17 protein-coding genes are annotated in these 13,116 nt (G+C 66.8%); all 17 read left to right on the top strand.

Features of this window, described 5'->3' with window-relative positions; all coding sequences use genetic code 11:
* The first annotated feature begins 2 nt into the window (after window positions 1-2).
* The 17 genes from A5788_RS06605 (at window position 3) to A5788_RS06685 (ending at window position 13,106) form a co-directional block, all read left to right on the top strand.
* Window positions 3-1,091, top strand: a complete 1,089-nt coding sequence (locus tag A5788_RS06605) for an amidohydrolase family protein (RefSeq protein WP_064869842.1) — start codon at window positions 3-5, stop codon at window positions 1,089-1,091.
* Window positions 1,092-1,506: 415 nt separating this feature from the next.
* A complete protein-coding gene (rpsP, locus tag A5788_RS06610; RefSeq protein ID WP_064869844.1) occupies window positions 1,507-1,971 on the top strand; it encodes a 30S ribosomal protein S16 in 465 nt (154 codons plus the stop codon).
* On the top strand, window positions 1,968-2,210 hold the full coding sequence (locus tag A5788_RS06615) for an RNA-binding protein (RefSeq protein WP_005176668.1): 243 nt from the start codon (window positions 1,968-1,970) through the stop codon (window positions 2,208-2,210). The genes rpsP and A5788_RS06615 overlap by 4 nt, the downstream gene beginning before the upstream one ends.
* A gap of 14 nt (window positions 2,211-2,224) precedes the next feature.
* Window positions 2,225-2,746, top strand: a complete 522-nt coding sequence (rimM, locus tag A5788_RS06620) for a ribosome maturation factor RimM (protein WP_064907288.1) — start codon at window positions 2,225-2,227, stop codon at window positions 2,744-2,746.
* 38 nt (window positions 2,747-2,784) lie between these two features.
* Entirely contained in the window at window positions 2,785-3,465 is a 681-nt protein-coding gene (trmD, locus tag A5788_RS06625) for a tRNA (guanosine(37)-N1)-methyltransferase TrmD (protein WP_064869913.1), read from the top strand.
* Window positions 3,466-3,622: 157 nt separating this feature from the next.
* Complete coding sequence (locus A5788_RS06630) at window positions 3,623-3,964, top strand: YbaB/EbfC family nucleoid-associated protein (protein WP_064869846.1); 342 nt, start codon at window positions 3,623-3,625, stop codon at window positions 3,962-3,964.
* Window positions 3,961-4,335 carry a hypothetical protein gene (locus A5788_RS06635; protein WP_064869847.1) on the top strand — a complete coding sequence of 125 codons (375 nt, stop codon included), beginning with the start codon at window positions 3,961-3,963 and terminating at the stop codon, window positions 4,333-4,335. The genes A5788_RS06630 and A5788_RS06635 overlap by 4 nt, the downstream gene beginning before the upstream one ends.
* Window positions 4,332-5,399, top strand: coding sequence for a hypothetical protein (locus A5788_RS06640; protein WP_064869848.1), 1,068 nt, complete (start codon window positions 4,332-4,334; stop codon window positions 5,397-5,399). The genes A5788_RS06635 and A5788_RS06640 overlap by 4 nt, the downstream gene beginning before the upstream one ends.
* A 228-nt stretch (window positions 5,400-5,627) precedes the next feature.
* Window positions 5,628-5,969: a 50S ribosomal protein L19 gene (rplS, locus tag A5788_RS06645; RefSeq protein ID WP_005204995.1), complete on the top strand. Its 342-nt coding sequence runs from the start codon at window positions 5,628-5,630 to the stop codon at window positions 5,967-5,969.
* Between the two features lie 18 nt (window positions 5,970-5,987).
* The gene (lepB, locus tag A5788_RS06650) at window positions 5,988-6,854 is read left to right on the top strand and encodes a signal peptidase I (protein WP_049697078.1); all 867 of its coding nucleotides are present in this window, start codon (window positions 5,988-5,990) and stop codon (window positions 6,852-6,854) included.
* A 14-nt stretch (window positions 6,855-6,868) separates the two neighbouring features.
* A complete protein-coding gene (locus A5788_RS06655; protein WP_049697454.1) occupies window positions 6,869-7,570 on the top strand; it encodes a ribonuclease HII in 702 nt (233 codons plus the stop codon).
* The gene (locus tag A5788_RS06660; protein WP_005176689.1) at window positions 7,567-7,878 is read left to right on the top strand and encodes a DUF2469 domain-containing protein; all 312 of its coding nucleotides are present in this window, start codon (window positions 7,567-7,569) and stop codon (window positions 7,876-7,878) included. The genes A5788_RS06655 and A5788_RS06660 overlap by 4 nt, the downstream gene beginning before the upstream one ends.
* Window positions 7,879-7,982: 104 nt before the next feature.
* Window positions 7,983-8,396: a YraN family protein gene (locus A5788_RS06665; protein ID WP_064869849.1), complete on the top strand. Its 414-nt coding sequence runs from the start codon at window positions 7,983-7,985 to the stop codon at window positions 8,394-8,396.
* Window positions 8,397-8,405: 9 nt separating this feature from the next.
* Window positions 8,406-9,917: a YifB family Mg chelatase-like AAA ATPase gene (locus A5788_RS06670; RefSeq protein ID WP_064869850.1), complete on the top strand. Its 1,512-nt coding sequence runs from the start codon at window positions 8,406-8,408 to the stop codon at window positions 9,915-9,917.
* On the top strand, window positions 9,914-11,062 hold the full coding sequence (dprA, locus tag A5788_RS06675) for a DNA-processing protein DprA (RefSeq protein ID WP_064869851.1): 1,149 nt from the start codon (window positions 9,914-9,916) through the stop codon (window positions 11,060-11,062). The genes A5788_RS06670 and dprA overlap by 4 nt, the downstream gene beginning before the upstream one ends.
* Before the next feature lie 47 nt (window positions 11,063-11,109).
* Window positions 11,110-11,973, top strand: coding sequence for a siderophore-interacting protein (locus A5788_RS06680; protein ID WP_064869852.1), 864 nt, complete (start codon window positions 11,110-11,112; stop codon window positions 11,971-11,973).
* 149 nt (window positions 11,974-12,122) lie between these two features.
* The gene (locus A5788_RS06685) at window positions 12,123-13,106 is read left to right on the top strand and encodes a tyrosine recombinase XerC (protein ID WP_064869853.1); all 984 of its coding nucleotides are present in this window, start codon (window positions 12,123-12,125) and stop codon (window positions 13,104-13,106) included.
* Window positions 13,107-13,116: the final 10 nt, after the last annotated feature.

A 13,116-nucleotide genomic window follows, 5' to 3' on the forward strand; every position in this document is an offset into this window, starting at 1 on the left:
CCGTGAGCGGTCGCGGGTCGTCGACGGCACGTCACTATCGCGGTCACGATCCGTTGACCGATGAGCTCGTCGAGTTGTGGGTGGTCGGTGACACCATCTCGCGCGAGCCGGTGTCCGACGCCACGACCGTCGCCACCGACGGCTGGATCGTTCCGGGACTCGTCGATGCGCACAATCATGTGGGAATCGCGCCGGGACTCGGTGTGACCATCGAGCAGGCTCGCGCGTTCGCCCGCGCCGACGCCGAAGCCGGGGCGCTGCTCATTCGCGAGGTCGGATCACCGCTCGACACCCACCCCCTCGATGCCGACGCCGGACCACTGTTCGTCCGGTCCGGCAAACACATCGCGCGCACGAAGCGGTACCTGCGCGGGTACGGCATCGAGCTCGACGACCCCGACGACCTGGCCGCGGAGGTAGCGCGACAGGCCGCCGCGGGCGACGGCTGGGTCAAGCTCGTCGGTGACTGGATCGACCGCGAGGTGGGCGACCTCGCCCCGCTGTGGACCCGAACCCAACTCGACGGGGCGGTCGCGGCGGCGCATGACGCGGGTGCTCGTATCACCGCGCACGTGTTCGGCAGTGACGGGCTCGACGACCTCATCGCGGCAGGCGTCGACTGCATCGAGCACGGAACCGGCTTGCACGCCGATCAGATCGATGCGCTCGTCGAGAAGTCGATTGCCCTGGTGCCCACCATGATTCAGGTCGACAACTTTCCCGAGATCGCCTCGGGCGCAGACAAGTACCCGACCTACGCCGCACATATGCGCAAACTGCACGCGGATGCGCCCGACACCTTCGCCGCGGCGCGGGAGGCGGGCGTCGCGATCTACGCGGGCACCGACGCCGGTGGATTCATCGAGCACGGGCGAATCGTCGACGAGGTCGAGCGGCTCGCAGGTATCGGACTCGGCGCCGCGGGCGCCCTGGCATCGGCGACCACCGAACCGCGGCGCTGGCTCGGCGCGGGAACGCTCGAGCACGGCGATCGCGCCGACTTCCTCGTCCTCGACGACCATCCACGGGTGGATCTCTCGACGCTTCGACGCCCACGCGCTGTGGTGTGCGCGGGCGAGCACGTCGGCTGAGAGGCATCCGGTGTGAGGTACACCACCTTTTATGCCATGGTCTCCGTTGTTACCGCCTAGTAGCGTGGCACCCACGTTGCATTAAGGCGCGTCGGCGGTCCTGATCTCGGTTATGGCCCCGCGCAACGCTCGTGTTGGGGGGCCGGGCGTGGTCGTGTGGTCCGTGGGTCCGTCAGGTGTCGTATGGAGCATGCGTGTGCCTTGTCGCGGGGTGGGCATCCGCATGCTCCATACGCGTGGTCGGCCCCGCACTTGCGGCGATTTCGCCTCCTCGGTGGCGTCTGGCACAATGGATCCTCGGTTCGTCGGACCGGTTACGCACCGCCCGACGGTCACACCCGAATAGATCGCAAAACCGGGTCCGCCAGTTCCGGCGGGCTGCTGAATTGCGCAGTGACCACTGGAGAAGCAACACATGGCTGTCAAGATCAAGCTCACGCGGCTCGGCAAGATCCGCAACCCGCAGTACCGCATCGTCGTCGCCGATTCTCGGACCCGCCGCAACGGCCGGGTGATCGAGACCATCGGCAAGTACCACCCGAAGGAAGAGCCGAGCCTCATCGAGGTCGATTCCGAGCGCGCGCAGTACTGGCTGACTGTCGGCGCACAGCCGACCGAGCCTGTCGCCGCGATCCTCAAGATCACCGGTGACTGGCAGAAGTACAAGGGTCTTCCCGGTGCCGAGGGCACGCTGAAGGTCGCCGAGCCCAAGACCTCCAAGCTCGACCTGTTCAACGCGGCACTCGCAGCCGCCGACAGCGAGCCTGTCGCCGACGCCACCACCCCGAAGAAGAAGGCCGCCAAGAAGGCCGACGATGCGCCTGCCGCAGACGAGGCTCCGGCCGAGGCTGCTGCTGGTGACGCCAAGGACGAGGCGTGAGCGCTGTCGTCGCCGACGCGGTCGAACATCTCGTCCGCGGAATCGTGGCCAACCCCGACGATGTGCGCGTCGAGCTGATCACCGGTCGCCGTGGCCGCCTCGTCGAGGTGCACGTGAACCCCGAGGATCTCGGCAAAGTCATCGGTCGCAACGGTCGTACGGCAACCGCGCTGCGCACCCTGGTCTCCGGAATCGGTGGCCGTGGTGTGCGCGTCGACATCGTCGACACCGACCGCTGAGTAGACGCTCCACGATGGATCTCGTCGTCGGACGTGTCGCGAAATCACACGGTATCCGTGGTGAAGTCGTCGTCGACGTGCGTACCGACGTTCCGGAGGAGCGCTTCGTGGTCGGCTCGGTCGTCCGCGGCCGCCCCGGCCGTGGGGGAGACGAGAAGAACTATACAGTGACAGCCGCCCGGCAGCATGCCGGGCGGCTGTTGCTGTCGTTGGCCGAGGTGTCCGACCGCACCGCGGCCGACGCCTTGCGCGGCACCCTCTTCCTCATCGACAGCGCCGACGTCGACTCGGGCGACGATCCGGACGAGTTCTACGACCACGAACTCGAGGGCGTGGAGGTCACGACCGTCGACGGTGAACGCGTCGGCGTCGTCGGCTCGGTACTGCATCTGCCCGCCAACGATCTCCTGGCTGTGAAGACGGTTGATGGGCGTGAGGTTCTGGTGCCGTTCGTGCGCGAGATCGTGCCGACCGTCGGACTCGACGGCATCGTGATCGACCCGCCGGACGGACTGCTCGACGTCGGCGAGTCATGAGCGACTCACCGCGTACGGATTCGGTTCATGCCGATCCCATGCGCATCGATGTCGTCTCGATTTTTCCCGAGTATCTCGATCCTCTGCGAATGGCGTTGCTGGGCAAGGCAATCGATAAGGGTGCGATCGAGGTAGGCGTTCACGATCTGCGCGACTGGACCCACGACGTGCACCGCGCCGTCGACGATTCGCCGTACGGTGGCGGGCCGGGCATGGTGATGAAACCCGACGTCTGGGGACCCTGTCTCGACGAGGTGTGTCCCGATGGCGCCCTCCTCGTGGTCCCTACGCCCGCGGGAGTTCCGTTCCGGCAAGAAACCGCCCAGCGCTACAGCCGCGAAAAGCATCTCGTGTTCGCATGCGGTAGGTACGAGGGAATCGACCAGCGCGTCTTCGACGACGCCGCGCGGCGCGTCCGCGTCGAAGAGGTTTCCCTCGGCGACTTCGTGCTGATCGGTGGCGAAGTGGCCGCGATGGCGATGATCGAGGCGACCGTGCGGCTCATCGACGGTGTCCTCGGCAATCCGCGCTCGCACGAGGAGGATTCGTTCTCCGACGGGCTGCTCGAAGGTCCGAGCTACACGCGACCCGTGCAGTGGCGCGGACTCGACGTTCCCCCCGTCTTGCTCAGTGGCGACCACGCCAAAGTCGCCGCATGGCGTCACGAGCAGTCGCTGGAACGAACCCGCGAGCGCAGACCCGACCTGCTCGACGACTGACCCTCCGGAGCTCCTCGGCGGCCGAGATATCCACAGGTGTGCGTCGAGGCGGCGTGTGCCGGCGAATGGCCGGTTATGATCTCCGCAAACCGGGCAGCGACAGCGAAGCGGTTGGCCGGATGGGGAGGGGAGTGCTGTGCGGGATCGATGGACACGCATGCTCGACGACGTCGATCATCAGCGCGTCGAATTGGCAAGAGTCGCAGGCGAACTCGATCGGCTGACCGCGCAGGCGTCGACTCCCGATCGGTTGGTGAGTGTCACCGTCGGGTCGCGAGGACTCGTGCGCGACGTCGACATTCGACCTGCCGCATTGCGCCGTTACCGCGCTGATCAACTCTCCGCGACCATTGTCGAGCTCGCCGCGCGCGCAGACTCAGAGCTTCGCGATCAGCGAGAGCGCCTGTTGCACACCGTGTCCGAACTCAGGCCCGACTACTCCGACGTACGTCGTAACGGTGACGAGGTGCCTGCGGGCCGAGACCGGGTGCCCCGATGAGCGAGCCGTCGCGCTCGCGCCCCGACGACGCGTCGGCCATGCGTGTCGACGGCCTGGCCAGCGCCGAGCTGAGTCGTCGGCTGTCCGAGATCGCCCGACGTGTCGACACGATGCGCGACGAGTTGATCGCCGTCGGGCTCGTCGTCGATGCGTCCACGGGGCAGGGTGCACCCTCCGAGGCGTTTCGTCCAGGAGCACGGCGTGCGGAACAGGGGTGCCTGCGCGGGGTCGAATCGGTGTCCAAGGCGCTGGCTGTCATCGCCGACAACGCCGCGGCCGGGGCGCGGCAGGTAGTCGACGCCGACCGTGAACTCGACACCCAGTTCCGCACTTCCGGTCATAGCGCAGGAGTAGACGGGCGCACGCCGTGAACAACGTCGCGCACCCGACAGTCGGTGCGACAGAGGAGCTTCGACGGCTTGCCGAGTCGCTCGCGCCGGGGTGCTGGCCGACCGCCGACGACACCGCGCTCGTCGAATGCGGCCGTCGACTCCGCGGAATCGGCGACGAACTGCGCGATCTCGCCGACGTCGTCGACGCGCTCCGGCGAGATCACGACGGGTCGGGACGCTTTCACGACGGGCTGATCCACGCGCTCACGCAGGTGACGTCGGATGTCGACGGCATGCGCAGTGTCGCCGATCGATTCGCCGTGTTCGCCGAATCGCTCGACACCTTCGCGCTGGCGACAGTCGACGCGCGTTCGGAGATGACCGTGCTCGCGTCCATCGCCGACCGCGACCGCCTGGCGGGTTCGGTTGCCGATGCACTCGGCGACGACTCCGCTCGGGTGTCGGCGGCGAGTGCGGGTCGCTACGCGCTCTCCGCCGCCGGCGACGAGTACACCGAGCGCGCCGGGGATGCCGGCCACTCCGCGGTGCCCTGGGACAATGCAGTGCACTCGGACAATGCAGTGCTCAGGGACGAGTCAGAACAGCGAACCGACTCGACTCCGCCCGCTGCGACCAGCGGCATGATGACAGCGGGTGGCTTCGCCGGCCTCGGCGCGATGGGCGTGGCGGCAGGTGGTGCGCTGCAGGGCGTGGGTGCTGTCGGAGGCCGGTCCAGTGGACCCGACATCGACCCGGCATGGCTGATCGAGCGCGCAGCGCTATTGCAGACATCGCTGCCATCGCCCTTCTCCGAATGGATGCGCGTCGCGATCGGTGTCGGAACCGACGCCGACGGTGGCCAGGTCAGGGTCGTCGCAACCAGCGACCCGCAGCCGTATCAGCGTCCGGGCTTCGCGATCGCCCACAACGAGTTGCTCGCGGGCGACGGAGGCCCTCCTGAATACGCGATCGTCGCCGAGATGGCACGCGCAGGGCTGACACCGGTGATCGTGGCGTCGGCTATGACGATGCCGCAGGGAATCGCATCGGTGCTGGTGGCGGAGGGTGTCGAGGTGGCGTCGCCGCCATCGCCGCGAACGTGAGACGCGGATACGAGCGCCGACTCGAGCCTCGGATGCGCGATTTCACTTCCTGCCTGGTGCTCTGGCACAATGGACGGGTTGCCTGAGGCCGTCGATCGGCCCTCGGGCATGACTCGGAGCACGAACCGGTTCGATCCCTGACGCCACACCGTCGGAACACCGACGCCAATGGCGTGGGCCGCCAGGTTCCTCTGTTCACCAGTAGCCACATTAAGGAACAACGACATCATGAACACCCTCGACTTCCTCGACAAGCAGTCGCTGCGCGACGACATCCCCGCGTTCGGCCCCGGTGACACCCTCGACGTTCACGTCAAGGTCATCGAAGGCTCCAAGGAGCGCGTCCAGGTCTTCAAGGGTGTCGTCATCCGTCGCCAGGGTGGCGGTGTCCGCGAGACCTTCACCGTTCGCAAGGTCTCGTTCGGTGTCGGCGTGGAGCGTACCTTCCCGGTGCACAGCCCCAACATCGCGAAGATCGACGTTCTGACTCGCGGCGACGTGCGTCGCGCGAAGCTGTACTACCTGCGCGATCTGCGCGGCAAGGCAGCCAAGATCAAGGAAAAGCGCTGACGCGTCTACCCTGACGACGTGGCATCCGAACACAGCGCGGCAAATCACTCCGACGCAGACGACGCCCATTCACGTCCGGCAGACACTGCCGACGGCCGGTCCGAGGATTCCGAGGAGCGCCCCTGGCGCACCAAGGATGACGACGCCGAACCGCGATCAAAACGTGGTTCATGGCTACGTGAGACGATCATCATCGTCGCGTGCGTTCTCCTGGTGACGTGGATTCTGCAGACCTTCATCGGTCGTCAGTACGTGATCCCGTCGGAGTCGATGGAGTCGACGCTCATCGGATGTCAGGGCTGCACCAACGACCGCATCGTCATCGACAAGCTGGCGTATCGCTTCGGCGATCCCCAGCCCGGCGATGTGGTCGTTTTTCGTGCCCCGACCTCGTCGTGGGATGGCGACTGGGAGTCGCCGCGGTCGAGCAATGCGGTCATTCACGGTCTGCAGAACGGACTGTCGTGGTTCGGTTTCGCGCCGCCCGACGAGAACGATCTGGTCAAGCGCGTGATCGCCACCGGCGGCCAGACCGTCGAATGTCGCAACTCCGAAGGGGTGGGCGTGAAGGTCAACGGCAAGCCGTTGAACGAGCCCTACATCGACAAGAGCCTTCAGTCGCGCGACGTGGCGTCGGGTCAGTCCGGTGAGCCCGACAACCAGGTGACCAGTTGCTACGGTCCCGACTTCGGCCCCATCAAGGTGCCCGACGGCAACCTCTGGGTCATGGGCGACAACCGCGAGTACTCGGCGGATTCGCGTTATCACGTCACCGACGAGCTGCAGGGCACCGTTCCGGTGTCCGACGTCCGCGGCAAGGTGCGCTTCATCATCTACCCCGTGTCACGGATCGGTGGTGTCGGCTCGATCAACCCGCAGCAGTGACCAGTCGCAGCGTCGTGGGTTCGTGGCCGCCGAGGTCGCCGGTTCGCCGGGCCTCGGGACTGCGCACGTTCGAGTTCGCGCTGCACCGCGGTGGTCTTGGTCCGGTCGCAGGCGTCGACGAAGCAGGTCGGGGTGCGTGTGCCGGCCCGCTGGTGGTTGCGGCATGCGTCCTCAAACCAACTCAGCTGGCGTCTCTGGCTGATCTCGACGACTCCAAACGCCTCTCCGAGGCCACGCGCGAAACCCTCTACCGTGCGGTCACGCGGTACGCCGCGAGCTGGTCGGTCGTTGTCATCGAGGCCGACGAGATCGACCGGATCGGTATCCATGTCGCCAATATCGAGGGAATGCGACGCGCGGTCGCCCAGCTCGACGTGACGCCGGGATATGTCCTGTCCGACGGCTTCGCGGTGCCGGGGCTGACCGCCCCGTCACTCCCGGTGATCGGCGGCGACGGCGCTGCGGCGTGTATCGCGGCCGCCAGCATCCTCGCGAAGGTCACACGCGACCGCATCATGGTCGCCATGGACGACGAGGTTCCCGGCTACGACTTCGCCATCCACAAGGGCTACAGCACCGCGCACCACATGGCGTGCCTCGACGCACATGGCCCTTCCCACCAGCACCGGATGTCGTATCGCAACGTCGCCGCCCGACGTCGCCGACCCCGACCAGACCTCCCGTCAGAACCCGATCGCGATAGGCTTGACCGATGAGCGCTGAGGATCTCGAGAAGTACGAAACCGAGATGGAGTTGTCCCTGTATCGGGAGTACAAGGACATCGTCGGCCAGTTCACCTACGTGGTGGAGACCGAGCGGCGCTTCTATCTCGCCAATGCCGTGGAGATGGTCCCTCGCAACACCGATGGCGAGGTGTACTTCGAGCTCCGCATGAGCGACGCGTGGGTCTGGGACATGTACCGTCCTGCCCGATTCGTCAAGCAGGTCCGGGTCATCACGTTCAAGGACGTCAACATCGAAGAGCTCGAGAAGCCTGAACTTCGGCTACCCGACGAGCCGTGAGTGTCATGACCGTCGTCTGTCCACAGGCGGCGGTCTTTCCACAACTCGCGCACTGATCTGAGTTCTCTCGCTGTTTCGTCGTCGCCGTCGGCCACTGTTGTGGCATGAGAAGCGAGTCGTCGGAAGGGCGTCCGAATCGGCGGGCATTCATCGGGCAGCTGGGTGAAGATCTGGCAGCCAGCTATGTCGTCGGGCTGGGTTGGTCTGTCCTGGAACGGAATTGGCGTTGTCGGTACGGCGAGATCGATCTGATCGCCAACGACAACGTTGTCCTTGACCCGACGTTGGTCGTCGTCGAGGTCAAGACCAGGGCCAGTCGGGTGTTCGGTGATCCCGCGCAGGCGGTGACTGCCGACAAGCTGTCGCGTCTGCGGCGATTGACACGGATCTGGCTCACCGAGCAGGAGATGTTCTGGCCGAATATCCGATTCGACGTCATCTCGGTGCAACTCGATACGCACTATCCCGATCGCACCGAGTTCGCTGCGGTGCGCCACCACACCGGCGTGTTCGAGTAGGGACGCGCGATGTCGTTGGGGCGTTGTCAGTCGGTTGGCCTGAACGCTTTTGAAGCAGGCGTGATCGAGGTGCAGGCATCTCTGAGCCAGGGGTTGCCGGGGTTTTCGTTGTCGGGCAATGTCGATTCCTCGTTACGTGAGGCACGCGACCGAGTGCGGGCCGCCATCTCGAATTCGGGGGTGAAGTTCCCCGAGAAGAAGGTGACGGTCAACCTGGCGCCTGCTCAGATGCCCAAGAGCGGGTCGGGACACGATCTCGCGCTTGCTGTTTCGATACTCGCCGCGACGGACGCTGTTCCCACAGCGAAGTTGGGTGGGACGATCTTCCTGGGCGAGCTCGCACTCGATGGACGTCTCCGACCGGTGCGCGGCGTGCTGCCGGCCGTGATCGAGGCGCGCAACGCGGGTTTCGCTCGTGCGGTGGTGCCGATCGAGTCGGTCGGTGAGGCGACGCTCGTGCGCGATATCGAGGTCGGCGGTGCGCATTCGCTGTCGGAGGTGTCCTCGTGGCTGCGCGGCGAGTGCGTGCTGGACACGGTGTGTGAGATCAGGGCAATCCCCGCAGATCCGGTCGCCGACATGGCCGATGTGATCGGTCAGAGCGAGGCGCGCCACGTACTCGAAATCGCCGCTGCCGGTGCGCATCACGTCATGATGACCGGCCCACCGGGTATCGGGAAGACGATGCTGGCGAGACGGCTGCCCGGCATACTCCCGCCGCTCGAGGAGGAAGAATCGCTCGAGGTCACCGCACTTCACTCGATCGCGGGCCGATTGCGTCCGGGCCAGCCGTTGATCACCTCACCACCGTTCGTCGCGCCGCACCACAGCACCTCGACGACAGCGCTGATCGGTGGCGGCACCGGTATCGCGCGGCCCGGTGCGGTGTCGCTGGCACATCGGGGAATTCTGTTCCTCGACGAGTGCGCTGAGATGGGGCCCAAAGTGCTTGACTCCCTGCGACAACCACTCGAAGAAGGGGAGGTGCGGATCAGTCGTCGCGACGGGGTGGCCACCTACCCGGCGCGCTTCCAACTGCTCCTCGCCGCCAATCCGTGCGCGTGCGCACCGGTGCACGACGTCGACTGTGTCTGCAGTGCGGTCGTCCGCCGGCGCTACCTGGGGAAGCTTTCCGGACCGCTGATGGACCGTGTCGACCTGCGGGTGCAGATGGAGCCGCCGGGAAACGCCGCACTGATGATGGCGGCGGAGGAGTCGAGCGCCGACATTCGGGCGAGGGTGACCGCTGCGCGTTCCGCCGCGATCGAACGATGGCGCGAGCACGGCTGGCGAACCAACTCCGAGGTGCCCGGTTCGGCACTGCGACAACAGTTTCGGCTATCACCCAAAGCGCTTCGCCCCGTCGACGTGTGCGTTCGGGAGGGGCGCGTGACCACGCGGGGCGTCGATCGAGCTCTGCGAGTCGCGTGGACACTCAACGACCTGCGAGGTGGCGACGTCCCGACCGAAACCGATGTGGCGCAAGCACTGCTGTACCGAGACCGAGGGGGATTCCGATGACCATGTACGCCGATACACGCCACGACGACGAAGTACTGCGCGCGTGGGCCTATCTGAGTGCTGTGGCCGAACCTCCGTGTTCTTCGATTCGACGCCTCGTCGACGACCTCGGAGCAGTGGCCGCAGCCGACGCCATCCGTAGTCGACGGGTGCCGAGCGGTCACGAGGCGGTACTCGGTCCGACGAGCGCTCGGGCAGAGAGTTGCACTCCCGCCAAGGATCTCGACACCGCACGCGCGGTCGATGCTCGCCTGATCACATCCGACGACGCCGAATGGCCCGCCTGGTCGTTGCTCCCGTTGACGCGACTCGATCCGAATGCGCACGGTGACGAGCCGATCGCACTGTGGGTGCGCGGCCCCGCGCGCCTCGACGACATCGCGGCCGCCTCGATCTCATTGGTCGGATCGCGCGCCGCGTCGTCGTACGGGGAGCACGTCACGGGGAAGCTCTCGAGCGAGTTGTGCGCGCAGGGGTGGGCCGTGGTCTCGGGAGGTGCCTATGGCGTCGACGGCGCCGCGCATCGTGCGGCACTCGCGTCGGCGGGCACCACCGTGGCGGTGCTCGCGTGCGGGATCGACCGTGACTATCCAACGGGACACGCTCGGCTGCTTGCCGAGGTCGCGAGCAGCGGAGCTGTGGTCTCGGAGTACGCGCCGGGCACCACGGCTGCACGGCACCGGTTCTTGACAAGGAATCGGTTGGTCGCGGCGCTGTCGTCGGCAACAGTCGTCGTCGAGGCGGGCAAAAGATCCGGGGCTGCGAACACGGCGGCATGGGCACGCGCGATAGACCGCCCGGTCGGCGCGGTTCCGGGGCCCGTCACCTCGGCGACGTCGGTGGGCTGCCATCGCCTGATCGCCGATGGGCTCGGCGTACTCGTGACCGACGCGGCGTCGGTCATCACACTGGCAGTACCCGACGGAGGCGGCGATCCAGGTCGTGGTCGCGAACGCCCCACCGACACACTGACCGACGACGAAAAGCGGGTCCACGACGCGATTCCGGGCCAGGGGAATGCCACGATCACCGAGATCTCGTTCGCCGCGGGCCTCGACGTCGGTATCGTGCGAGCTGCGCTCGCGGGGCTGGAGATCGCGGGTCTGATCGCCGGCGACGGTGCGGGATGGAGACTCGCGATTTAGGTAACCCTAATTCGAGTGGCGTAGGCTGGAACGCATTAGGAGGTTTCATGGCAAAGCGCGTGAATTCGATGACGGTGCTCCGGCGAGAGCAGATCACACCCCACATGGTGAGGCTCTATCTGGGTGGTGACGGCTTCGGTGATTTCGCCGCGGCACTGCCGCCGCGGAACGAACGCGACACCGACATGTACGTGAAGTTGATCTTCATGCCCGACGGTGTCGACTTCCCGGCCGACTTCGATCCGAGGGCGTCCCGGTCGCTACCGCCCGAACAGCAGCCTGTGTTGCGCACCTACACCGTCCGCACCGTCGATGAGGACGCGCGCGAGATCGCGATCGACTTCGTGGTGCACGGTGACGAGGGCATCGCCGGACCCTGGGCCGCGACGGTTGCTCCCGGTTCCGCCGTGCACTTCCTCGGTCCGGGCAGCGGGTACCGGCCGGACAACGACGCCGCATGGCATTTGCTGGCCGCGGACGAAGCCGGCCTGCCCGCGCTGGCCGCAGCCATCGAATCGTTGCCCGAAGGTGCGATCGCGAAAGCGTTCATCGAGGTCGCCGGACCCGAGGACGAGGTCGCGCTCGACGTGCCGTCCGGCGTGGAGATCACCTGGGTCCATCGTGGCGGACCCGCGGGCGAGGTGCCCGACGACCGCGCAGGCGACAACGCCCCGCTGATTGCCGCGGTGCGCGAGACCGAGTGGCTCGACGGTGAACCGCACGTCTTCATCCACGGCGAGGCGCAGGCCGTCATGCACAACCTGCGCGGCTATGTGCGCAAGGAGCGCGGCGTGAGCGCAGCACGCGCGTCGATCTCCGGCTACTGGCGACGTGGTCGCACAGAAGAGGGCTTCCGGCAATGGAAGTCCGATCTGCGTGCCGAGGAGGAGGGCGCGGGCGTCGCCGGTTGAAGAGCGACGGCCGGTCGGGTGGCCGGAAGGCTCTCTCGACTGCGTGCCGGCGGCTGACGTCCGGGGTCGAAGAACCCGACCCAGTGACGATCTGACAACGACGCGCGTGTGCGGTTGCGTACACGCGCGTCGTTCGTTGTCATCGATCGATGACCATGTCCGTGCTCGACGAGTTCGCCGACCATCTGCGACACGAGCGCGGCCGCAGTGAGCACACCATCCGCGCGTACGTGTCGGATGTGCGGGGCCTGATCGCGTTCGCGGGTGCCAGGGGAGTTCCCGTTGGCGACATCGACCTGGCATTGCTGCGGTCCTGGCTTGCCGAACACACTCGACGTGGCGCGGCCCGCACCACCGTCGCGCGTCAGGTCTCGTCGGCAAAGACCTTCTGCGCCTGGGCCTTCAGGGAACAGATCCTCGGCGACGATCCGTCCACCCGGCTGCAGGCGCCCAAGGCTCATCGCGCACTGCCGCCGATTCTCGCGCCCGACGAGGCCGTCGCCGCGATCGCCGCAGCAGGGCGCCCGAGCCCTGCGGCGGATGGCGATGCTGACGGGGGCGATGTCGGCGGGGGTGACACCGACGGGGGCGGTCCCGACGCTCGAGGCGACCTCCGTGAGAGTGACGACCCCATCGCTCTTCGGGACGTCGCGATTCTGGAGTTGTTGTACGCCACGGGGATTCGCGTCGGCGAGTTGTGCGGTCTGAACATCGAGGACATCGACGCTCACCGTCGAGTGGTGCGCGTGATCGGGAAGGGCAACAAAGAGCGAACGGTGCCCTACGGCGCGCCCGCGGCAAAAGCCGTTGCCCGCTGGCTTCGCGACGGTCGACCGTCGTTGGTGGGGCCACGGTCAGGAGAAGCGCTGCTCCTCGGCGCGCGCGGTGGACGCCTCGATCAGCGCATGGCTCGCAGCGTCGTGCACCGAGCCGTCGAGGCCGCGGGCGGACCGTCGATGGGACCACACGGTCTCCGACATTCCGCCGCGACCCACCTCCTCGAAGGCGGCGCCGATCTTCGTGTGGTCCAAGAACTTCTCGGCCACGCGTCGTTGGCGACCACGCAGCTCTATACGCACGTCAGCGTCGAACGTCTGCGTGCGGCCCACCGTCAGGCGCACCCTCGGGCGTGATCCGCGAGGG

Source organism: Gordonia sp. 852002-50816_SCH5313054-c, from assembly GCF_001665925.1.
GTDB lineage: Bacteria > Actinomycetota > Actinomycetes > Mycobacteriales > Mycobacteriaceae > Gordonia > Gordonia jacobaea.

What these genes read in the sequence shown, in the direction of transcription:
- rpsP (WP_064869844.1), top strand. Translation starts at nt 1,507, where the DNA reads ATGGCTGTCAAGATCAAGCTCACGCGGCTCGGCAAGATCCGCAACCCG.
- rimM (WP_064907288.1), top strand. Translation starts at nt 2,225, where the DNA reads ATGGATCTCGTCGTCGGACGTGTCGCGAAATCACACGGTATCCGTGGT.
- trmD (WP_064869913.1), top strand. Translation starts at nt 2,785, where the DNA reads ATGCGCATCGATGTCGTCTCGATTTTTCCCGAGTATCTCGATCCTCTG.
- A5788_RS06630 (WP_064869846.1), top strand. Translation starts at nt 3,623, where the DNA reads ATGCTCGACGACGTCGATCATCAGCGCGTCGAATTGGCAAGAGTCGCA.
- A5788_RS06635 (WP_064869847.1), top strand. Translation starts at nt 3,961, where the DNA reads ATGAGCGAGCCGTCGCGCTCGCGCCCCGACGACGCGTCGGCCATGCGT.
- rplS (WP_005204995.1), top strand. Translation starts at nt 5,628, where the DNA reads ATGAACACCCTCGACTTCCTCGACAAGCAGTCGCTGCGCGACGACATC.
- A5788_RS06660 (WP_005176689.1), top strand. Translation starts at nt 7,567, where the DNA reads ATGAGCGCTGAGGATCTCGAGAAGTACGAAACCGAGATGGAGTTGTCC.
- A5788_RS06665 (WP_064869849.1), top strand. Translation starts at nt 7,983, where the DNA reads ATGAGAAGCGAGTCGTCGGAAGGGCGTCCGAATCGGCGGGCATTCATC.
- A5788_RS06670 (WP_064869850.1), top strand. Translation starts at nt 8,406, where the DNA reads ATGTCGTTGGGGCGTTGTCAGTCGGTTGGCCTGAACGCTTTTGAAGCA.
- dprA (WP_064869851.1), top strand. Translation starts at nt 9,914, where the DNA reads ATGACCATGTACGCCGATACACGCCACGACGACGAAGTACTGCGCGCG.
- A5788_RS06680 (WP_064869852.1), top strand. Translation starts at nt 11,110, where the DNA reads ATGGCAAAGCGCGTGAATTCGATGACGGTGCTCCGGCGAGAGCAGATC.
- A5788_RS06685 (WP_064869853.1), top strand. Translation starts at nt 12,123, where the DNA reads ATGACCATGTCCGTGCTCGACGAGTTCGCCGACCATCTGCGACACGAG.